General features: G+C 72.4%; 21 protein-coding genes and 1 riboswitch. Of the genes, 8 read left to right on the top strand and 13 right to left on the bottom strand.

All coding sequences use genetic code 11. The annotated features are described in order from the left end of the window. Positions 1-66: 66 nt before the first annotated feature. The 3 genes from ACQPXG_RS16055 to ACQPXG_RS16065 are packed head-to-tail and all read left to right on the top strand — an operon-like array spanning position 67 to position 3,000. Positions 67-864 (top strand): LytR/AlgR family response regulator transcription factor, encoded by a 798-nt coding sequence (locus tag ACQPXG_RS16055; RefSeq protein ID WP_433468483.1) that lies wholly within the window; start codon positions 67-69, stop codon positions 862-864. Further along, complete coding sequence (locus ACQPXG_RS16060) at positions 854-1,297, top strand: hypothetical protein (protein WP_433468484.1); 444 nt, start codon at positions 854-856, stop codon at positions 1,295-1,297. The genes ACQPXG_RS16055 and ACQPXG_RS16060 overlap by 11 nt, the downstream gene beginning before the upstream one ends. Then, positions 1,294-3,000, top strand: a complete 1,707-nt coding sequence (locus ACQPXG_RS16065; protein ID WP_433468485.1) for a sodium:solute symporter family transporter — start codon at positions 1,294-1,296, stop codon at positions 2,998-3,000. Before ACQPXG_RS16060 ends, ACQPXG_RS16065 begins: the two co-directional genes overlap by 4 nt. Before the next feature lie 1,089 nt (positions 3,001-4,089). On the opposite strand, the gene ACQPXG_RS16070 is transcribed toward ACQPXG_RS16065, so the two are convergent. The 6 genes from ACQPXG_RS16070 to thiO all read right to left on the bottom strand — a co-directional run bounded on the left by ACQPXG_RS16070 (position 4,090) and on the right by thiO (position 10,129). After that, entirely contained in the window at positions 4,090-4,938 is an 849-nt protein-coding gene (locus ACQPXG_RS16070) for a deoxyribonuclease IV (RefSeq protein WP_433468486.1), read from the bottom strand. A gap of 20 nt (positions 4,939-4,958) precedes the next feature. Then, entirely contained in the window at positions 4,959-6,881 is a 1,923-nt protein-coding gene (gene pknB, locus ACQPXG_RS16075) for a Stk1 family PASTA domain-containing Ser/Thr kinase (protein WP_433468487.1), read from the bottom strand. Between the two features lie 36 nt (positions 6,882-6,917). Beyond that, the gene (locus tag ACQPXG_RS16080) at positions 6,918-7,886 is read right to left on the bottom strand and encodes a DMT family transporter (RefSeq protein WP_433468488.1); all 969 of its coding nucleotides are present in this window, start codon (positions 7,884-7,886) and stop codon (positions 6,918-6,920) included. Positions 7,887-8,032: 146 nt separating this feature from the next. Further along, positions 8,033-8,803 carry a thiazole synthase gene (locus tag ACQPXG_RS16085; protein ID WP_433468489.1) on the bottom strand — a complete coding sequence of 257 codons (771 nt, stop codon included), beginning with the start codon at positions 8,801-8,803 and terminating at the stop codon, positions 8,033-8,035. A 1-nt stretch (position 8,804) separates the two neighbouring features. After that, positions 8,805-9,005 carry a sulfur carrier protein ThiS gene (thiS, locus tag ACQPXG_RS16090; protein WP_433468490.1) on the bottom strand — a complete coding sequence of 67 codons (201 nt, stop codon included), beginning with the start codon at positions 9,003-9,005 and terminating at the stop codon, positions 8,805-8,807. Then, positions 9,002-10,129, bottom strand: a complete 1,128-nt coding sequence (thiO, locus tag ACQPXG_RS16095; RefSeq protein ID WP_433468491.1) for a glycine oxidase ThiO — start codon at positions 10,127-10,129, stop codon at positions 9,002-9,004. Before thiO ends, thiS begins: the two co-directional genes overlap by 4 nt. After that, positions 10,119-10,232, bottom strand: a riboswitch (TPP riboswitch). Its footprint overlaps the gene before it by 11 nt. A 95-nt stretch (positions 10,233-10,327) precedes the next feature. On the opposite strand from thiO, the gene ACQPXG_RS16100 reads away from it, so the two are divergent. The 4 genes from ACQPXG_RS16100 (at position 10,328) to ACQPXG_RS16115 (ending at position 13,023) form a co-directional block, all read left to right on the top strand. Beyond that, on the top strand, positions 10,328-11,545 hold the full coding sequence (locus tag ACQPXG_RS16100; protein WP_433468492.1) for an NAD(P)/FAD-dependent oxidoreductase: 1,218 nt from the start codon (positions 10,328-10,330) through the stop codon (positions 11,543-11,545). Between the two features lie 76 nt (positions 11,546-11,621). Then, on the top strand, positions 11,622-11,996 hold the full coding sequence (locus ACQPXG_RS16105; RefSeq protein WP_433468493.1) for an Rv2175c family DNA-binding protein: 375 nt from the start codon (positions 11,622-11,624) through the stop codon (positions 11,994-11,996). Positions 11,997-12,116: 120 nt separating this feature from the next. After that, entirely contained in the window at positions 12,117-12,800 is a 684-nt protein-coding gene (gene thiE / locus ACQPXG_RS16110; RefSeq protein ID WP_433468494.1) for a thiamine phosphate synthase, read from the top strand. A gap of 64 nt (positions 12,801-12,864) precedes the next feature. Next, positions 12,865-13,023, top strand: a complete 159-nt coding sequence (locus ACQPXG_RS16115; protein WP_433468495.1) for a hypothetical protein — start codon at positions 12,865-12,867, stop codon at positions 13,021-13,023. Positions 13,024-13,030: 7 nt separating this feature from the next. Here ACQPXG_RS16115 and ACQPXG_RS16120 read toward each other — a convergent pair whose 3' ends face one another. From ACQPXG_RS16120 to ACQPXG_RS16135, 4 genes are all read right to left on the bottom strand, one after another. Next, positions 13,031-14,218, bottom strand: coding sequence for a serine/threonine-protein kinase (locus ACQPXG_RS16120; RefSeq protein ID WP_433468496.1), 1,188 nt, complete (start codon positions 14,216-14,218; stop codon positions 13,031-13,033). A gap of 93 nt (positions 14,219-14,311) precedes the next feature. Further along, the gene (locus tag ACQPXG_RS16125; protein WP_433468497.1) at positions 14,312-16,453 is read right to left on the bottom strand and encodes a beta-glucosidase family protein; all 2,142 of its coding nucleotides are present in this window, start codon (positions 16,451-16,453) and stop codon (positions 14,312-14,314) included. Beyond that, a complete protein-coding gene (locus ACQPXG_RS16130) occupies positions 16,453-16,995 on the bottom strand; it encodes a carboxymuconolactone decarboxylase family protein (protein WP_433468498.1) in 543 nt (180 codons plus the stop codon). The genes ACQPXG_RS16125 and ACQPXG_RS16130 overlap by 1 nt, the downstream gene beginning before the upstream one ends. Positions 16,996-17,072: 77 nt before the next feature. Continuing rightward, the gene (locus tag ACQPXG_RS16135) at positions 17,073-18,125 is read right to left on the bottom strand and encodes a polyprenyl synthetase family protein (RefSeq protein ID WP_433468499.1); all 1,053 of its coding nucleotides are present in this window, start codon (positions 18,123-18,125) and stop codon (positions 17,073-17,075) included. Positions 18,126-18,273: 148 nt separating this feature from the next. On the opposite strand from ACQPXG_RS16135, the gene metF reads away from it, so the two are divergent. After that, positions 18,274-19,209 carry a methylenetetrahydrofolate reductase [NAD(P)H] gene (metF, locus tag ACQPXG_RS16140; protein WP_433468500.1) on the top strand — a complete coding sequence of 312 codons (936 nt, stop codon included), beginning with the start codon at positions 18,274-18,276 and terminating at the stop codon, positions 19,207-19,209. Here metF and ACQPXG_RS16145 read toward each other — a convergent pair. The 3 genes from ACQPXG_RS16145 to ACQPXG_RS16155 all read right to left on the bottom strand — a co-directional run bounded on the left by ACQPXG_RS16145 (position 19,146) and on the right by ACQPXG_RS16155 (position 20,639). Then, the gene (locus ACQPXG_RS16145) at positions 19,146-19,748 is read right to left on the bottom strand and encodes a GNAT family N-acetyltransferase (RefSeq protein ID WP_433468501.1); all 603 of its coding nucleotides are present in this window, start codon (positions 19,746-19,748) and stop codon (positions 19,146-19,148) included. The two genes, metF and ACQPXG_RS16145, sit on opposite strands and share 64 nt — an antisense overlap. A gap of 76 nt (positions 19,749-19,824) precedes the next feature. Continuing rightward, on the bottom strand, positions 19,825-20,175 hold the full coding sequence (locus ACQPXG_RS16150; protein ID WP_433468502.1) for an arsenate reductase family protein: 351 nt from the start codon (positions 20,173-20,175) through the stop codon (positions 19,825-19,827). Further along, complete coding sequence (locus ACQPXG_RS16155; RefSeq protein ID WP_433468503.1) at positions 20,175-20,639, bottom strand: YbaK/EbsC family protein; 465 nt, start codon at positions 20,637-20,639, stop codon at positions 20,175-20,177. Before ACQPXG_RS16155 ends, ACQPXG_RS16150 begins: the two co-directional genes overlap by 1 nt. Positions 20,640-20,654 lie beyond the last annotated feature (15 nt).

Here is a 20,654-nt window from a genome sequence, read left to right on the forward strand (position 1 = left end):
GGCGACACGGTACTCACTTTTCGGAACCGATTGCGGACAGACGGTAATCGCGGCAAAGTCGCCCTCATGCTTCACGTCCTCGCCGTCGACGATGAGCGCCCCGCCCTGGAGGAGCTGATCTACCTGCTCCGCGAGGATCCGCGGATCGGGCGGGTCACCGGCGCGGGGGACGCGTCGTCCGCGCTGCGCGACCTGAGCCGGATGCTGGTCGAGGGCGAGCGCCTCGACGCCGTGTTCCTGGACATCCGGATGCCGGGCCTCGACGGGCTCGACTTCACCCGGCTGCTCACCGGGTTCGCCGCGCCCCCGCACGTGGTGTTCGTGACCGCCCACGACGACTGCGCCGTCACCGCCTACGAGCTCGGCGCGCTGGACTACCTGCTGAAGCCCGTCCGGCCGGAGCGGCTCGCCGAGTCGGTCCGGCGGGTGGCGGCCGCCGTGCACCGTCCGCCTCCGCACGAGGCGGAGGCCTCCCGCGATCCCGACGACGAGATGATCCCCGTCGAGCTCGGCGGGCGGACGCGGCTCGTCTCCCGCCGGACGGTCACGCACGTGGAGGCGCAGGGCGACTACGTCCGGCTGCACACCGCCGACGGCGGCTATCTGGTCCGCATGCCGCTGTCGGCACTGACGAAGCGGTGGGAGGGGGCGGGCTTCATCCGGATCCACCGCAGCACCCTCGTCGCGTCCGCGCACATCACCGAGCTGCGCTTCGACGGCGGCCGCGCCGCCGTCCAGATCGGGGACGAGCTGCTGCAGGTCAGCCGCCGTCACACCCGCGAGGTGCGCGACCTCCTGGTCCGCAGGTTCCACCATCCGGACGCGGCGTGCGGCGACGTCGGGGAGGCCCGGGATGGCCGGTGAACGCCGGGGCGGGTCGGCCGTCCACGCGGAGGCGCCGCCCGAGGGCGGCGCGACGGCCGGGACGCGGGCCGCCGGCCCGGAGCCGTCCGGAACCGACCCGGCCGATTCCGATCCGCTCCATACCGGCCGGTCGCGTTCCGCCGTGTTCGATCCCGTTCCGCGGCCCGGCCCCGCCGAGACGCGTGCCCTGATCCGCGTCCAGCTGCGCATCGCCCTCGGTACCGGCGCGCTCGTGCTGACCGTGATGGCGGGGCTGCCGGCACTGCTGGTCCTCGTCCCGGAGATCGCGCGGGCGCGGGCGCACGGGGTCCCGCTGGCCTGGCTCGTCCTGGCGTTCGGCGTCCAGCCGGTCTGGATCGCGGCGTCGCTGCGCCAGCTGAGGCGGGCCGAGCGGGCCGAGCGCGACTTCGCGGGGCGGGCGGGCCGCCGGTGACCGCGACGGCCGTGGCGGCGGCGCTCACCGCACTCCTGCTGATGACCGCCGTCCTCGGCCTCTACGGCCGGCGCTCCTCCCGCACCACGTCCGACCTCCTGGTCGCCTCGCGCGGCGTCGCCCCGTGGTGGAACGCCTCGGCGATCGGCGGCGAGTACATCTCCGCCGCCGCGTTCCTCGGCGCCGCCGGGCTGGTGCTCGCCTACGGCGCGGACATGCTGTGGCTCCCGATCGCGGCGACCGCCGGATACGTCCTGCTCGTGGCGTTCGTAACGGCCCCGCTGCGCCGGTCCGGCGCCTACACCGTCCCCGACTTCACCGAGTGGCGGCTCGGGTCCCCGACCGTGCGGTGGATCGTCACCGGCTGCGTCTGCTTCATCGGCTGGTTCTATCTGCTGCCGCAGTTCCAGGGCGCCGGGGTGACGCTGCGGGTGCTCACCGGCGCCCCGGTCTGGGCGGGCTGGGCCGTCGTGGTCGCGATCACCCTGTTCCTCGTCGTCTCCGGCGGCATGCGCAGCATCACCGCCGTCCAGGCCGTCCAGTTCTGGGTGAAGGTGGCCGCCGTGGCCGTGCCCGCCGTGGCGCTGCTGGGAATGTGGCACATGGACGGCAGGCCCGACCCGCTGGGCGACGGCCCGCCGCGGTTCGAGCACACCACGCGCGTGCACGTACGCACCGACATCGCCGTCACCGTCCCCGCGGCCGCCACCGTCACCGTGCAAGGACACGTGGACGGCGTCCACCACGACGGTGACGCGATGACGCTCCCCGCCGGGCGGCACACCATCGGCAGGGAAACCGAGATGGTCTTCCCAGAGGGCGCCGCGGTGCCCCACACCGAACGCCTGCCGGTCCAAGACGGCGAATCCTGGACGACGCCGTTCGGCCGCGGCGAGGAGCACGGCGTCTTCCGCACCTATTCGGCGCTGCTGGGCGTCCTGCTGGGCACGATGGGGCTGCCCCACATCCTGATGCGCTTCTACACCAGCACATGCGGAAGCGCCGCACGCCGCACGGCCGCCCTGGTGCCGATGCTGCTCAGCCTGTTCTACGTCTTTCCCGCCCTGTACGGGACCCTCGGACGCCTGTACGCGCCCGAACTGCTCATGACCGGCGACACCGACGCGACCATCCTGCTGCTGCCGCAGCGGATGCTCCCGGGCACCGCCGGAGCGCTGCTCACCGGGCTCATCACGGCCGGCGCCTTCGCGGCGTTCATCTCCACTTCCTGCGGCCTCGTCATGGCCATCGCCGGGACGATCTCGCAGTGCGCCCGCCGCCGCGGCGTCACCGCGTTCCGCGCCGGCGCCGGCCTCGCCGTGGGCGTGCCCCTCGTCCTCCTGCCGAGAATCGGGCCGCAGAGCGCGGCGGGCCTGGTCACGATGGCACTCTGCGTGTCGGCGTGCTCCCTGTCCCCGCTGCTCGTCCTCGGCATCTGGTGGCGCGGCCTGACCGCCGCCGGCGCCGGCGCCGGCCTCCTGCTCGGCGGCGGCCTCGCCGTCACGGCCGGCGTCCTCCGGCTCTTCCAGGGCACCGGGACGGGCTGGGGCGCGACCGTCCTCGCCGAGCCCGCCATGATCGTCGCTCCGGCCGCCCTCACCGCCATGGTCGCGGTGTCGCTGCTGACCCGCCGCCGCGTCCCGCGCCACACCGACCGCGTCCTGGCGAGACTGCACCTGCCCGAGGACATGCCCGCACGATGACGGTCCCGCATCCACGAACGGTCCCCCGTGCACCCGTGCGGGCGTCCGCCGCGACCGCTCGTCCCGCAGAACCGGCCGCTCGCCGCGCGACTACTCTACGCACAACTATGACTACGCACCGTTTACCGAGGGTTGCATTTCCCTTGTGCCGATCGGCGGCCCCGGACCTCTAGTGTTCTCAGTGGCACCACACGCCACACCGCCACCGGAGGGGCGGGCGGCCACCCGGCCGCGAAACCTCCCACAACAGCAAATCCGGAGATCCGGCACACGCCAGTCGAACGCCGGATCGTGAGTCGCCGGATCCCGTACCGGGGGGGTGGGATCCGGTGGCCTGTGGCTCGGGCGTCGCTGAACAGTCGGGGGGTTGTCCAGCGGCGCCCGAGCTGTATTTGATTGCTTTTTTCTCCTCCTTCGGGCCTGGCGGCCCTCCATCGTCGATAAAAGCGGGCGATCGCTGGCATCGCATCCGACTCGCCTAGCGGCTCGCTGCGCGATCAGTTTCTTGCTTCGCTCGAAACTGCCTTCGGACGCGATCGCGGTGATTGAGGTTGTTGCGGGGTTGCGGCGGTGGTTGCGGTCGGCGGAGTAGACGGTTGCCCGTGCTCCGCGTGGCTCGCCTGGCGGCTCGCTGCGCCAGGGCCGTTCTCGCTTCGCTTGAACGCATTCTTCGGACGCGATCGCGACGATTCAGGGTGTTGCGGCGGTGGCTGGGGTCGGCGCAGTAGACGGTTTCTCGTGCTCGCGTTGGGCTCGCCTTGCGGCTCGCTGCGTTAGGGCGGTTCTCGCTTCGCTTGAACGTATCCTTCGGACGCGGTCGCGACGGTTCAGGGTGTTGCGTCGTTGCGGTGGTGGTTTGCGGTCGGCGCTAGACGGTTGCTCGTGCTGGCGTGCGGCTCGCCTGGCGGCTTGCTGTGCTGGGGCGGTTCTCGCTTCGCTTGAACGCATCCCTCGGATGTGATCGCGGTGGCCCGGGTTGTCGCTGGGCTGCGGTCGGCGCGAGGCGGTTGCTCTTGGCGCGTGTGGTTCGCCTGGCGGCTTGTTGCGTTCAGGCAGGTTCTCGCTTCGCTTGTACTCGGGCGGGCGCCTTTAGGGCGTGCGTAGGCGTTTTAGCGTTTTTATGTCTTTGGCGTGGGGTTCGGGGGCTCGGCCTGGGGTTTCGATGATGAAGGGGATGCCCGTCGCCGCGGGGTGGTGGAAGAGGTCGGCGAACGGTTGTTCGCCTATCTGGCCGGCGCCGATGTTCTCGTGGCGGTCCTTGGCGGAGGCGCAGGCGTCCTTGGAGTCGTTGGCGTGGATCAGTTTCAGGCGGCCCTCGCCCACGGTGGCGACCAGGGCGTCGATGGTGTCCTTGACGCCTCCGGGGGCGGCCAGGTCGTGGCCGGCGGCGAAGGCGTGGCAGGTGTCGAAGCAGACGCCGAGCTTCGGGTGGTGTTCGAGCTTCTCGAAGAACGGGCCCAGGTCCTGGACCTTGGCGCAGAGCATGTTGTTCTGGCCCGCCATGGGTTCGAGGAGGAGGTCCGGGCCGTCGTCGGGGATCTCTTCGAGGAGGGGGAGGACATGCTCGTGGATCTGGGCCATGGCCTCGTCGTAGGTCTGGCTCACGGCCGAGCCGGTGTGGACGACGACGCCCCGGGCGCCGATGGCCCTGCCTCGGGTCAGGGAGTGGCGGACGGTCGCGATCGATTTCGCGAGCGTCTCGGGGGTGGGGGAACCGAAGTTGACCAGGTACGGGGCGTGCACGTAGACGGGGATGCCGTGGTCGCGGAGCTTCGCGTCCTCGGCGGGCCTGCCTTCGGGGAGGGCCCAGCCGCGCGGATTGGCGACGAACACCTGGATCGTCTCGGCGCCGATCTCGGCGGCGTACTTGAGGCCGCCGGTGGCGAGGCCCCCGGCCACGGGGACATGCGCCCCGACGGGGTTGATCGGTGAGGTCATGACGCGTTCAGACTAGCCGGTCACGGACCCCGGACGATGGTGATGGTGGAGCCGCGCGGGGCCTCCCCGCTGTTCGGGGACTGGAAGCGGACGGTGTTGCCGCCGAAGCCCGTCACGTTGACCCTGAAACCGGAGTCCTCCAGGGCCTCCCTGGCGTCGTTCACGCGGCGGCCGGTCAGGTCGGGGACGGGGACGTTCTGCTGGCCGTCGCCGTCGTCGCAGCCGAACTGGAAGGGGCCCGCGTCGACGATGCAGTCGCGCTTGTTGACGACGATGGTGACGTCGTCGCCGCGGGAGACGCCGGTGCCCTCGGACGGGTCCTGGTCGATCACGGTGTTCGGGTCCTTGCCGTCCACCTGCTTCTTCTGGACGGTGACGTCCAGGCCCATGGAGCGCAGCTGGTTGGCGGCGGCGTCGCCGTCCTGGCCGATGAGGCCGGGCATGGACATGCCGCTGGAGACGACCATGTTGACGGGGTCGTCGGGGGACTGCTTCTCGCCGCCGCGCGGATCGGTGCTGACGACCTTGTTCTTGGCGACGGTCTGGGAGGGGCTGGTGCTCGTCCGGCCGACGGTGAAGCCCTTGTCCTCCAGCGTCTTCTTGGCGTCCGCCAGGCTCTTGCCCTCGACGTCGGGCACCTCGCGGGGCGTGATGCCTTTGGACGGCGTCAGCGTGACCGTCTCGCCCTTGGCGATACGGGCGCCGGCGGCCGGGTCGGACTTGGCGACGCCGCCCTTGTGGACGCGGCCGTCGTAGACCGCCTTGGCGGTGCGCACCTCCAGCCCGTCGGACTCCAGCTGGTCGCGGGCGTCGGCGACCTTCATCCCGATGATCGACGACGGGACGTGCTCGTACTGCCCGTACGTCTGGTAGTAGACGGCCCATCCGAGGATGACCGCCGCGATCGCGCCGATGGCGACGAGGACGTACCGGCCGGTCAGCACGCCGATCGCACGGTCGGTCCTGGTGGGCCGGGGAGCGTACTCGGGCGGCATCGTCTCCGCGTCCAGGACGGCGGTGCGCCCGTGGGCGGGCGGTGCCTCCAGCACGCTGGTGGCGTTGCGGGTCGACTCCTCGACGCGCCGGTCGAAGTCGCGGGGCAGGCCGCCGAACACCTCGGCGACCTCGGCGTGGTACTGGTTCGCGTCCAGCGGGCGCCGCGCCGGGTCGTGGCTCGTCGCGTCGGTGACCAGGGCGTCCACCTCGGGGGGCAGGCCGGGGACGACGCTGGACGGCGGCGGGACGCTCTCGTTGACGTGCTTGTAGGCCACGGCGAGCGGGGTGTCGCCCTGGTGCGGGAGGTGCCCGGTGATCAGCTCGAACAGCATGATCCCGGCGGCGTACACGTCCGCGCGGACGTCGGCGTTGCCGGACAGCACCTGCTCCGGCGCGAGGTAGCCGACCGTTCCGATGATCATGCCGGTCTTGGTCATCTTGCTCGCGGTCTCGGCCCGGGCGAGGCCGAAGTCGGCGACCTTGACCTGGCCGTCCTCGGTGATCAGCACGTTCTCCGGCTTGACGTCGCGGTGCACGAGACCGGCCCGGTGCGCGGCGCCGAGGGCGGCCAGCACCGGCAGCATGATGTCCAGCGCGGCGCGCGGCCCGAGCCGGCCGAGCGAGTTCAGCGCGTCGCGGAGCGTGCGGCCCGGGACGTACTCCATGACCAGGAAGGTGTGCTCGCCGTCGGTGCGCTGGTCGTAGACCGCGACGACGTTCGGGTGGGAGAGCGCGGCCGCGGCCTTGGCCTCCCCGATGAAGCGGACGACGAAGTCCTCGTCGGAGGCGAGTCCGGCGTGCATCACCTTGATCGCGATGATGCGGTCGAGCCTGATGTCGCGCGCGACGTAGACCGTCGCCATGCCGCCGCGCGCGATACGGGACTCAATGCGGTAGCGCCCGTCGAGCACCCGCCCGACGAGTGGATCAGCAACCGTCGTGTCCATCGGTGCGAGTTTACGGGCGAATCGGCGTGGATCTCATCAGTCGCGAGTATGAGCATCGATGAGCCCGGAGTGTGATTCCGGGGCGGCGGGTTCCGGAGTGACCGGCGGGACGCGGCGGCGGAGCGGCCGGGTGCTGCGGGACACGGCCACGCCGGTGAGGCAGAGCAGGCCGCCGGCCAGCGTGATCAGCCCGGGGACCTCGCCGAGGAACAGCCACGACATCGCGACCACGAGGGCGGGCGCGGCGTAGGTGGTGGCTCCCATCTTCCCGGCGGACGTGCGGGCCAGCGCGTAACCCCAGGTGGTGAAGGCGATCGCGGTCGGGAAGACGCCCAGGTAGATCATGTTGAGGGTGGCGCCCACCGGGGCGTGCGCGGCCTCGGACACCAGTTGCCCGGAGAACGGCAGGGTCGCGAGCGCGCCGATCGCGCAGGCGAATGTCGTGAACTGCAGCGCCGAGGCGTGCCGCAGCGCGGGCTTCTGGCTCACCACGCCGGCCGCGTAGGTGACGGCGGCGAACAGGCAGAGCAGCACCCCGCCGACGGACGAGCGGCCCTCACCGGACATCGACAGCCCGACGACGGCGGCGCCGGTGAACGACACGGCCATGCCGATCATCAGCCGGGACGACAGGCCCTCCTTCAGCAGCCAGCCGCCGAGGAGCGCGATGAGGATCGGCCCGATGTTGACGACAAGGGCGGCGGTGCCCGCGTCCACCAGTTGCTCGCCCCAGTTCAGCGCGACCATGTAGGCGCCGAACCACAGCAGGCCCGCCGTGACGATGCCGGGCCAGGCCGCCTTGGGCGGCAGGCCCTCCCGCCGGACGAGCCAGAGCGCGCCCAGCACGACCGTTCCGGAAAGGAGGCGGCCGAGGGCGAGGGCTCCGGGGCTGTACTCGGCGCCCGCGCTGCGGATCGCGACGAAGGCCGACGCCCAGAGGACCACCGTCACCGTGGCGGCCGCCACCGCGAGTTTGCCGACGCGCGCGCCGCTGTCCTGCTGCATGTCACGCACCTTAGGTATGGGTCGTTTCCATGAACACCGAAACGATCTGCCGGGTTGCGGCACGGCGTCCGGTGGACGGCCCCAAGTCTGGAGGCGCGGACATTTCAGGTCCAGCGAAAACTTCTACAACCGAACCTTTAGCGATGCTACGAGGTGGCGAGGCCCTCGAAGGGGGAGGACGCCTGCGCGTACCGGCGCTTCGGGATCCGCCCGGCCAGCCTGGCGAGCCGCCCGCCCTCGACCGCGTGCCGCATCGCGGCGGCCATCCGGGCGGGGGACTGCGCGCGGGTCACGGCGGTCGCGAGGAGCACGGCGTCGCAGCCGAGCTCCATGGCCAGGGCGGCGTCGGACGCGGTGCCGAGCCCCGCGTCCAGGATCACCGGGACGTTCGCGCGCTCGACGATCAGCTCGATGTTGTGCGGGTTGCGGATGCCGAGGCCCGACCCGATCGGGGAGCCGAGCGGCATCACGGCCGCGCAGCCGAGCTGCTCCAGGCGGTGCGCGAGGACGGGGTCGTCGTTGGTGTACGGCAGGACGGTGAAACCGTCGTCGACGAGCTGCTCGGCGGCCTCCACGAGCTCGATCGGGTCGGGCAGCAGCGTCCGCTCGTCCGCGATCACCTCCAGCTTGACCCAGGCCGTGCCGAGCGCCTCGCGGGCGAGCTTGGCCGTGAGGACGGCCTCGCCCGCGGTGAAGCAGCCCGCCGTGTTCGGCAGGATCCGGATGCCGCACTCGGCCAGCACGTCCAGCACCGAGCCGCGTGCGGACGGGTCCACCCGCCGCATCGCGACCGTGGTCAGCTCCGTCCCGGACGCGGTGAGCGCCTCCCGCAGCACCGTCATGCTGGGCGCGCCCCCGGTCCCCATGATCAGCCGCGAGCCCAGCTCCTCGCCGGCGATGACCAGCTTGTCCTCCACGTCATCCTCCCTGTACGGCGGTCAAGACTTCGAGCCGGTCGGCGTCGCGCAGGGTCGTCGTGTCCCAGGCCGAGCGCCGGACGACCTCGTCGTTGAGCGCGGCGGCCACGCCGGTCCCCGCGGCGGTGACGGACGCGACGGCCTCGGCGACGCTCACGCCCTCCGGCAGCTCGCGCGGCTCACCGTTGACGATCACCTTCATGCGTTCACCCCGGCGGAGAAGCGGCCGGGCGTGAACGGCCCGGCGATCTCGGGGACGGGCCCGTCCAGCAGCATCGCGGACAGGATGTCCGCGCTCACCGGGGTCAGCAGGATGCCGTTGCGGAAGTGCCCGGTGCCGACGTACAGGCCGGGCATCGCGGTGGGGCCCATCACGGGCGCGTTGTCCGGGGAGCCCGGACGCAGCCCGGCCGTGACCTCGGCGAACTCCAGTTCGGTGATGCCGGGCAGCAACTCGCGGGCGTCCCGCAGCAGCTCCCACAGCCCGCCGGCGGTGACGCGCGTGTCGAAGCCCAGCTCCTCCTGCGTGGCGCCGACGACGACCTCGCCGTCCGCGCGCGGCACCAGGTAGACCGACGACCCCTTCACGAGCCCGCGGGTCGACCGCCGGATGAACGGTGTCCGGGTGCGGAGCCGGAGCACCTGCCCCTTCACCGGGCGGACGGGGGGCACGGTCCCCGGCGGCAGGCCCTCCAGGTCGCCCGACCACGGCCCGGCGGCCAGCAGCACCCGGTCCGCGTGGACGACCGTGCCGTCGTCCAGCCCCACCCCGGCCGCCGCGCCGCTCTCGGCGACGACGCGCGCGGCGCGCCGCCGGACGAGCCGGACGCCGAGCCGCTCGCACGCCGCCAGCAGCGCCGGGGTGAGCCGGCGCGGGTCGACCGAGCCGTCCTCGGGGGCGAGCAGGCCGCCGCGCACGCCGGGCGCGAGCATCGGCTCCAGCCGCCGGCACTCCCGGCCGGTCAGGGCCTCGACGGGAATGCCGAGGCTCTCCTGGAAGCGGCGCAGGTCGTCCAGGTACCGGAGGTCGTCGGAGTCGGACGCGACCTCGATGATCCCGTCGGTGCGGTAACCGGTCTCCAGGCCGGTCAACTCCTCCAGTTCGGCGACGAACGCGCCGTACCGGTCGCGGGAGGCGAGGCCGAGCCGCAGCAGCGGCTCCTCGCCGTACGTCAGCTCGCTGACCGGGGTGAGCATGCCCGCCGCCACGGACGAGGCGCCGGACGCGGGCGCCGGATCGACGAGGGTGACGGCGGCGCCGCCCGCCGCGGCCCGCCAGGCGGTGGCCAGGCCGATGACCCCGGCGCCGATGATCACGATCTGCATGCGCGCTCCCTTCGCCGGCATGATCCGGATCAGGTCGTGGCGGTCGGCGGCCCGTTCAGCCGCCCTCTCAGCCCGGTCGCACCGGACTCCCGCGCTCTGTGCCGTTTTTACCCGGTTCCCACCTTACGACCTTGGCAACGCGCGCCATTGCCTGGACAGGTGTCCATCAGAGAATCGCCGCCGGTTAGGGTTGCCTTCATGGAGAGGGTCATCGTCGTTGGCGGCGGGCTGGCCGGCGTGCGCGCCGCCGAGGCCCTGCGGAGCAAGGGGTACGAGGGCGCGCTGACCCTCGTGTCGGCGGAGCGGCACCGGCCCTACGACCGTCCGCCGCTGTCGAAGGCCGTCCTCGCGGGCGAGTCCGACGACACGACCGTCGACGCGGACTGGGACGCGCTGCGCTGCGAGCTGCTGCTCGGCGAGCGCGCCACCGGCCTGCGGCTGGACGGGCCGGGGCGCGGCGGCACGGTCGCGTCCACGGCGGGCGACCTTCCGTTCGACGGTCTGGTGATCGCGACCGGCGCGGCCCCGATCACGCTGCCGGGGGACGGTCGCCAGCACGTCCTGCGCACCATCGACGAGTCCCGCGACCTGCGGGCCCGGCTCGTCGAGGGCGCCCGGATCGTGATCGTCGGGGCGGGCTGGATCGGCGCCGAGGTCGCCACGACCGCGGCCGGGAAGGGCTGCCGCGTCACCGTCGTGGAGGCGGCCGACACCCCGCTCGCCAACGCGATCGGACCCGAGGTGGGGGCGCTCACCGCGCCCTGGTACGCCGAGGCCGGGGTCGAGCTGCGGACCGGCGTCAAGGTGGCGGAGGTGCGCGACGGCGGCCTCGTCCTCGCCGGCGGGGCGACGATCGACGCGGACGAGGTGGTCGTCGGCGTCGGCGTCCGGCCCGTCCTGTCCTGGCTGGAGGGCTCCGGCCTGCTGCTGGAGCGCGGCGTGGTCACCGACGGCTCCTTCCGCGCCTACATGGGCGAGGAGGATCCCGGTTCGCTCCGCCCGGACGTCGTGGCGGTCGGGGACTGCGCCGCCTGGTGGTCGCGGCGCTACGGGCGGCGGCTCCTCGTCGAGCACTGGGACACCGCCCTCAACGCCCCCGAGGTCGCCGCCGCGGCCCTCCTCGGCCGGGACGCCGAGTACGACGCCGCCCCCTACTTCTGGTCCGAGCAGTTCGGGCGCATGGTCCAGTACGCGGGCAGTCACGCCGCGTCCGAGCGGCTCGTCCACCGGGGCGACCCGTCCGGCCGCAAGTGGGCCGTGGCGTGGCTGACCGGCGACCGCCTGGACGCGATCCTCACCGTCGACAGGCCCCGCGACCTGGTGCAGGCGAGGCGGGTGATCGCCGCCGGGACGCCGGTGGATCCGGAGGCGATCGCCGACCCGGACGTGCCCGTCCGGCAGGCCGTTCGCGGATAGCGATCGCGGGTGGGGTAACGGTTGTCCAGGGGGTTTGAGGGTTCCGATGGCGTGGTAGCAAGGGGGCGTGACGCAGATGCACGCAACCGTTGACAGCGCACTGGACCCCCGCACCGACGCCCTCGCCGGCGAATGGCTCACCCTCAGGGAGACCGCCGAGCGGCTCGGGATCAAGCCCCACCGGATCAAGCAGCTCATCCACGAGCACCGGATCCTCGCGGTGCGCCGGGACGGCGAACCCATGGTGCCCGCGGCCTTCATCAAGGACGGCCAGGTCATCAAGGGGCTGCCCGGCACGCTGACGCTCCTGTCGGACGCCGGATTCGACGACGTCGAGACGATCCGCTGGCTGTTCACGGCCGACGACACGCTGCCGGGAACGCCCGTGGACGCGCTCACCGAGAACCGGGGGACCGAGGTCCGCCGGCGCGCCCAGGCACTGGCTTTCTAGGGCGCCCCCCGCGCTTTCCAGGGCATACGACGCATGTGACACGATCGCGAGGTCACGCGTGACGGCACCGGGCCGCCGCGTGACCTCGTGACCGCTCTTGGGAAAGGACGTTCCTCCGCCGTGTCCAGGCACCTCCCCGGCGAGCGCGCGGTCGCCCTGCGCGCCCGGCTCAGCCGAGCCCGCCTCTACCTCTGCACGGACGCGCGTGAGCGGCAGGGGGACCTGCCCGACTTCCTGGACGCGGTCCTCGGGGGCGGCGTCGACCTCGTCCAGCTCCGCCAGAAGGGCCTGGAGGCGCGGCAGGAGATGGCCTACCTGGAGATCTTCCGGGCGGCCTGCGAGCGGCACGGGGCGCTGCTGGCGGTGAACGACCGCGCCGACGTGGCGCACGCCGTCCGCGCGGACGTGCTGCACCTCGGCCAGGACGATCTGCCGGTGCCCGCCGCCCGCGAGATCATCGGCGGCGACATGCTGATCGGACGGTCGACGCACTCCGGCGAGCAGGCGTCAGTGGCGGCGGCCGAGCCGGGCACCGACTACTTCTGCGCCGGCCCGGTCTGGCCGACGCCGACGAAGCCGGGGCGCCCGGCTCCGGGGCCGAAGCTGCTGGAGTACGTCGCGGCGCAGCGGGTCGCGCGGCCGTGGTTCGCGATCGGCGGCATCGACCTCGGCAACCTGGACGAGGTCCTGGCCGCGGGGGCGACCCGCGTCGTGGTGGTCCGGGCGATCACCGAGGCGGACGATCCGGGTGCCGCCGCGGCCGAGTTCGCGCGCCGGCTGGCCTCCCGGACACCGGCCTCCTGAACCTTGTCATGGTTTGACCTGTATCACGGTGCGGGTCCCGGATCGATCACCGACAATAGGGATCATGAACGTGGGACCCGACGACGACCGCTCGGTCGACCTCGACGACGACCTGGAGATCCTGCCGGACCAGACGTCCGACGACACCGATACCGGGTGGGGCGAGTGGCGCGCCGGCGACGACGACTCCCGGCTGCTGGAGGACCGTCCGCCGCACTGGTGACCGACGGTCAGAACAGCATGCCGAGCGCGAACCCGGCGACGACGACGGCGCCGAGCGCGACCATCATCCGCCACCGGTAACGGGGGATCCGGGTCGGGCGCGGCTTCGGCGCCGGACCCTGTCCCGCGCGCAGCGCCCGGACGAGCTGCGCCGCGGTCGGCCGCGCGGCGGGGTTCTTGTCCAGGCAGCGGGCCGCGAGGTCGCGCAGCGGCCCCTCCATGTCGCCGAGGTCCGGCCTGCGGGACGTCACCCGCCGCATGACCGCCGCGCTCGGCCCGCTGCCGAACGGCGGGTGCCCGGTCGCGGCGAACACCATCGTGGCGCCCCAGGCGAACACGTCGGCGGCCGGCCCGACCGGCTCCTCCTCGATCTGCTCGGGCGCCATGTAGGCGGGGGTGCCGACCGGGCCGGTGGTCAGCGGCGTGTCCAGCCCCAGGGCGTCGGCGGTGCGGGCGATGCCGAAGTCGATGACCTTGGCGCCGTCCGGGCCGAGCAGCACGTTGCCGGGCTTGAAGTCGCGGTGCACGATCCCGGCGCGGTGGATCGCGGCCAGCGCAGCCGCCGTGCGCGCCGCGAGCTTGCGCAGCCGCGGCGCGGGCAGCGGGCCGCGGTCCTCGACGACGTGCTGGAGCGAGGGCCCCTCGACGAACTCGCTGACGATGTAGGGGCGGTCGCCGGTCATGTCCGCGTCCAGGACGCGCGCGGTGTGCCGTCCGGACACCCGCAGCGCCGCGTCCGCCTCTTTGACGAAGCGGCTGCGCGCCCGCTGTCCGGCCGCCACGCCGCCGCGGAGCAGCTTGACGGTGACGAGCCCGCCGTCGCCGTCCCGGCCGAGGTACACCACGCCCTGCCCGCCCTCGCCGAGCCGTCCGAGCAGTGTGTAGCCGCCGAGGCCGCGCGGGTCGTCGGGGCCGAGCGGCGTCTCGTGCCGCCGGTCCCGGCCGTGGCCGTGCCGGGACATGGCGCCCTGCCTTTCCGGGCCGCCCGGGCGCTTCGCGCCGCCCTGGCGTTCCTGGCCGCCGCGCCCGTCCGGGCCGCCCTGCCGGTCGGCGCCGGAACGGGCCTGCCCGGCATGTGCCTGGCCGTGGCGCGGCTTACCGGGCCGGCCCGCATGGGCCTGGCCGGACCGCCCGGGGCGGGCGGCGGTACGCGCGGGACTGGGGTTCGTCCTCCCGCGGGAGGTGTCGTGCGGCACAGGGGGACTCCGACTCGGCGGGGACGGACGAAGATTTCCTCATTTGTACCGCGTAACCGGCGAGTAAGGCAGGGGAACCGCGATCTTTCACTGTCAGCGGCATGCCCCGAGTGCCGCCGACCGGGAGATCTGACGGGACGATGCGCCCACCATGACCTTGTAGCAGCCGTCGGCGACCTTCCACGCCTTCGCCGCCTGGTTCCAGTAGGAGAACGAGCGCGGAGTCAATGGGAACGTCACCATCGCGCTCTGGCCTGGCCCGAGCGTGACCTTGGCATAGCCCTTGAGCTGCTTCGGTGGTTGCGGCACTTCCGCGCCGGGCGACGGCATGCCGATGTAGAGCTGCGGGACGGCGATGCCGGTCCTCTGGCCGGTGTTGGTGACCGTCACCTGCACGGCCTTGGAGGTCGCCACGAGACCGCTATAGGCGAACGTCGTGTACGACAGGCCGTGCCCGAACGGGAACCTTGGCGCGATGCCGTTCGCGTCGTAGTGCCGGTAGCCGACCATGACGCCCTCGGAGAACGTGGTGTTCTTGTTGAGGCCGGGGTACTGGGCCGGGTTCCCGGACGTCGGCGCGTCGTTCTCGTTGACGGGGAACGTCACGGGGAGCCGTCCGCCTGGGTCCACGTCCCCGTACAGGACGCGCGCCAGGGCGGTCCCGGCCTCCTGACCGGGGTACCAGGCTTCGACGATGCCCTTCACCTGCCCGGCCCAAGGCGTCAGCACCGGCCCGCCCGTGTTCAGTACGACGATCGTGTTCGGGTTGGCCTTGGCGACCTCGGAGATCAGTCCGTCCTGGTCGCCTCTGAGCGGCTCGCCGCATTCCAGCGTCAGGCACGACTTGTCGAAGAACTCGCCCTGGCTGTCGGTGGCGAACACGATGGCGACATCCGCCCCACGCGCGGCGTCGGCGGCGTCCCCGTGGTCGTCACCGTTGTCGTAGGTCACCTTGGTCCCGGACCCCGCGCGGCGGGTGATGCCGTCCTGTGCGCTCACGGTCGTGAAGGGAACGACCTTCGCCGAGCCGAAACCACTCGGGCTCTGCTGAGCGGCCCGCCCGATCAGTGCGATCGACGCCGGGGCCTTCAGCGGAAGGACGCCGTCGTTCTTCAGCAGCGTGATCCCGCCCTCCTCGACCTGCCGGGCGGCGCTCTGGCTCGCCGCACGGTCGATGCGGGTGAGGTCGTTGGGGTACGCCTGCCGGTCGAACACCCCGAACCTGAACATCGTCCGCAGGATGTTGCGGACGTGCGCGTCGATGGTGGCCTGCGTGACCTTCTTCTGGGCGACTGCGAGCTTCAGCAGGAACGCGTTGTACTTCATGCCGATCGGCAGTTCCATGTCGAGGCCGCCGTTGGCGGCGCCGGCGGTGTCCTGCGCGGCGGTGTGGTCGGACGGGACGAACCCCGTGAACCCCCACTCCGACCGAAGGATCTTGCTGAGGGCCGCGTCGTCCTGGCAGGCCCACCGTCCGTTCAGCCGTCCGAACCCGCACATCACGGTCGCCGCTCCGGCGTCCTTCACCGCGGCCTCGAACGGCGGCAGGTAGATCTCCCGAAGCGTCCGCGGGTCGACGTTCATGCTGAGCGACAGCCGGTCGGTCTCCTGCGTGTACACGGCCATGTGCTTGACCGACGTCATCACGCCCTGCGCCTGCGCGCCCTTGATCCAGGGCACTCCGAGCGTCGCCGACAGGTAGGGGTCCTCGCCGAAGCCCTCGAACGTCCGGCCGTTGCGGGGCGTCCGCAGAACGTCGGCGGTGGGCCCGAAGACGAGGTCGTTGCCGCGGTGCCGCGCCTCCCACGCGACGGTCCCGCCGTACAGCCGCGCGGCGTTCGGGTCGAAACCCGCCGCCAGCGCGATCGGCGCGGGCAGGGCGGTCGCCTTCCCCTGCCGGACGCCCGCCGGGCCGTCGGCCATGTAGAGCGGCGGGATGCCGAGGCGCTCGATCCCGTTGTTCGTGTCGGCGTGGGCGTCCTCGGAGAACCCGCCCAACGGGCCGCCGAAAGGGTCGTCCGACGCCAGCATCGCGATCTTCTCGTCGGCGGTCATCTTCGGCAGCAGCAGCGCCGTCCGCCGATCCGGGGTCAGCCCCTTGTCGCACCATGGTCGCCGTGCCGGGTCGCCGCAGCGTCCGAGCGGCGCGCGGGCCTCCGCGGGCGCCGGCACCGCCGTGAGCGCCAGGACGGACGCGAGCGCGCCCGCCGCCGGCAGCCACCGGCCCACGCGCATCAGCCGCTCTCCTCGTTCTGGACCCGGAGGGCGTTCAGCGCGAAAGCGATCATGTGATAGTGGCCGACCAGCATGACCAGCTCGATCAGCTCGCGCTCCCCGAACCGGGTGGACAGCGCCGTCCAGGTCGCGTCGCTGATCGTGCCGTTCACGTGCAACTCGTCGGCGGCGGTCAGCACCATGCGGTCGTCCTCGCTCCAGCCGTGCCCGTCCGGATCGAGGCGGATCGCGGCGATCTCCGCTTCGGTGAGCCCCACGCCCAGCGCGACCACGCGGTGGTGGTCCCACTCGTACGCGCAGGACCGGTGGTATGCCGTCCGCAGGATGGCCAGCTCGCGGTCCCGGGCGCTCAGCGTGCCCTTCATCAGCAGCATCGAGCCGAACCCGATCCAGGAGTGGAACAGCTCCGGGTGGCGGGCGAGCGTGGTGACGACGTTCAGCGGGCCGATCGTCTCGGTGACGGCCTTGAGCACGTCGTCCCACTCCTCCTGGGGGAGAGGGTCGAAACGGGGGACGCGGTTCCCTGGGGTGTCGGCGCACATGGCGACATTTCTGCCACCGATCAGTGGGAAAGTTCTAGCCCGCCACGGAAAGTTGGCCGGATCGTGTCATGGGGGACTCAGGTGCTGCGGGTGATGGCCGCCACCGCGAGCTCGCCGAGGGCCCGGCGGGCCTCGGCGGTGATCGGCGCCGCCTCCAAGGCCTTCTCGGCCTCGCGCCGGTACCGCTCGATCATGGCCTCGCAGGCGGTGAGGCCGCCGGTCTCCTCGATGATCCCGCGCAGCTCGTCCACGCCCGGCCGGTCGAGGTCCGGGTCGCCGAGGCGCCGCTCCAGCGCCGCCGCCTGCGCCGCGGACGCGCGCTCCAGCGTGAGCGCGACCAGGACCGTCCGCTTGCCCTCGCGCAGGTCGTCGCCCGCGGGCTTGCCGGTCTCGGCGGGGTCGCCGAACACGCCGAGCACGTCGTCGCGGAGCTGGAAGGCGATGCCGAGCGGCAGGCCGTACCCGGTGAGCGCGGCCGTCACGTCCGGGCGGGCGCCGGCCAGCGCCGCGCCGAGGTGCAGCGGGCGCTCGATCGTGTACTTGGCGCTCTTGTACTCCACCACCCGCAGGGCCGTCGCGACGTTGGCCTCGCGGCGGGTGCCCTCCAGCATGTCGAGGTACTGGCCGCACATGACCTCGGTGCGCATCAGGTCGTAGACCTCGCGGCCGCGCCGCCCGCCGTCCCCGCCGAGCCCGCACGCCTCGAACATCTCGCTGGACCAGGCCAGGCACAGGTCGCCGAGCAGGATCGCGGCGCCGCCGCCGAACGCCTCCGCGCCGCCCGGCCAGCCCTGCGCGCGGTGCAGCGCCTCGAACCGGCGGTGCGCGGACGGCTGGCCGCGGCGGGTGTCGCTGGAGTCCATGACGTCGTCGTGGATCAGCGCGCTGGCCTGGAGCAGCTCCAGGGACGCGGCGGCGGTCACGATGCCGGGGCCGTCCTCGCCGCCGGCGGCGCGCCACCCCCAGTAGCAGAACGCGGGACGCAGCCGCTTCCCGCCGCCCAGCAGGGCGTCCAGGGCGGACAGCAGGGGCGCGAGGTCGGCGCTGATGTTCAGCAGGGCCGGGCGCTGCCGGTCGACGAAGCCAAGGAGGGCCTCGTCGACCTCCTTACGGATGCGGCTGGTCGACATGCCGCGATCGTATCCACCTGGGCTGTTTCCACCTCACCCCAAAAACGTGAGAAGTCAGTGAAGCTTCAGAAATAGGGACATAACGGCCGTACGATGTGGTGAGCATCACGCGGATCGGCGGCCGCGCGCCCTTCTGTAGGCTTGGGGAATGCGACGCCTGCGCCCCGCCCGGCCCCCCGCCGTCCGAGAGCTGCTCGCCTCGGGCGCGCGCTCGTTCTCGTTCGAGTTCTTTCCGCCCAAGACCGACAAGGGCGCGCGGAACCTCTGGCGCACGATCCGCGAACTGGAGTCGCTGCACCCGACGTTCGTGTCGGTGACCTACGGCGCGGGCGGCGGCACCCGCGACACGACCGTCGACATCGTCGAGCGGATCGCCACCGACACCACCCTCACCCCCGTCGCGCACTTCACCGCGGTGAACCACTCCCAGGCCGAACTGCGCAACCTCATCGGCCGGTTCGCCGCGGCCGGCGTCCGCAACGTCCTCGCGCTGCGCGGCGACCCGCCCGGCGACCCGATGGGGGAGTGGGTCAAGCACCCCGACGGCGTGGAGTACGCCGCCGAGCTCGTCCGGCTGATCCGCTCCTACGGCGACTTCAGCGTCGGCGTCGCCGCGTTCCCCTACAAGCATCCCCGCTCGCCCGACGTCGAGAGCGACACCCGCTACTTCGTCGAGAAGTGCCGGGCCGGCGCCGACTACGCGATCACTCAGATGTTCTTCCGGGCCGAGGACTACTTCCGGCTGCGCGACCGCGTCGCCGCCACCGGCTGCGACGTGCCGATCCTGCCGGGCATCATGCCGGTGACCCAGATCAGCACGATCGAGCGGTCCGAGCAGCTGTCGGGCGCGCCGTTCCCGCCCGAGGTCAAGGCCCGGTTCGACGCCGTCGCGGACGACCCCGAGGCGGTCCGCAGGCTCGGCATCGAGCACGCCGCCGAGCTGTGCGCCGAGCTGCTCGAGCAGGACGCGCCGGGAATCCACTTCATCACGTTCAACAAGTCCACGGCGACGCGCGAGGTCTACTCGCTGCTGGACGGCGCCGGATACGGCGCCAGGGGCAGCGTCCCGCCCATGACCGCGTAGCGGGGCCCGCCGCCGGGGAACTCGAAATCGGTCAGCAGGTCGATCATGCCGACCGAGCGGTAGAGGGTGCGCGCCGGAGTGTCCGGTCTCCTGTCGAGCGTCGACAGCACGACCGTCCGCTCCGGCCGCCCCTCGCAGAGCGCGTTGAGCAGCCCCCGGCCGAGGCCCTTGCCCTGTGCCTGCGGATGGACGTGCAGTTCGGCGACCTCGAACGCGTCCTCCAGCCACGCCTCGGCGTGCTCGGGTCCCTCCAGATCGGACAGCGCCTGGTGGACGACGTCGTGCCACCACTGGCCGCGCGTCCCATGGAACCCGTACGCGAAACCCTGGACGGGGCCGGGCATGACGGGCAGCGCGCCGCGCCGCTCGACGACGAACGCGCGGAACCCCGGATACGAGGCGTGCCGTTCCATGATGGTGTGCCGGCCCGGGAGCTGCTCGTTCGGCGGCTCCATCGCGGCCGCGTACACGTCCAGCATGGGGCCGAGCCTGCGTAGGAAGGCGCGTTCGTCGATCTCGCGCAGCTTCGGGTCCCTCACCCGACAGAGACTAGACCCGCGGGACGGTCCGCCGGGTGACGGAAGAGCGAGAGACCGACGTCACCGGCCGCCGATCTCACCGGTCGCCGAGGGCCTTGCGCACCGATGCGTCGTCACGGGCCACGACGGCGGCGTCGCCGGTCAGGACGATCGGGCGCTGGATCAGCACCGGGTTGGCCACCATGATCTCGATCCACCTGGCCCGGTCGTGGTCGAGGTCCTTGAGCCCGAGTTCCCTGGCGACCGGCTCGTTCAGCCTCGCCACCTCCCACGGCTCGGCGCCGATCCGGGTGAGAACCGCGTCCAGCTCGTCCGCCGTGGGCGGCTCGTCCAGGTAGCGGCGCTCGGTGTACTCGACGCCCGCCTCGTCCAACGCGGCCTTAGCGGCACGGCTCTTCGAACAACGCGGGTTGTGCCAGATCTCCATCACTCCACCTCCGCGGGGGTTCCCCCGGTGATCCTCAGCAGTTCGGTGTACGACGAGGGGAAGACGGTGTGCGGGTGCCCGCCCGCCGCCCACACCTGGTCGTACCGGTCCAGCCAGACGTCCACGAGGGTGCGGATCGGCGCCGGGTGGCCGAGCGGGGCGACGCCTCCGATCGGCTGGCCGGTCGCCTCACGGACGAACTCCGGCGTCGCCCGCCGCACCTTCGCCGCACCCACCAGAGCCGCGACCTTCGCCGTGTCGACGCGGTGCGCGCCGCTGGTCAGCACGAGCAGCGGCGCCCCGTCGGCGTCGAACAGCAGGCTGTTGGCGATCGCGCCGACCTCGCAGCCCAGCTGGTCGGCCGCGGCCTGCGCCGTCCGCGCGGAGTCGGGAAGCTCTACGATGACTCCGGTCGCGCCCTGATCGAGCAGGACCTTCGCGACGATTTCGGCATTCGGATGCATGGGTAGCACTTTAAG

This window comes from Spirillospora sp. CA-128828, from assembly GCF_050945415.1.
Classification (GTDB): domain Bacteria; phylum Actinomycetota; class Actinomycetes; order Streptosporangiales; family Streptosporangiaceae; genus Spirillospora.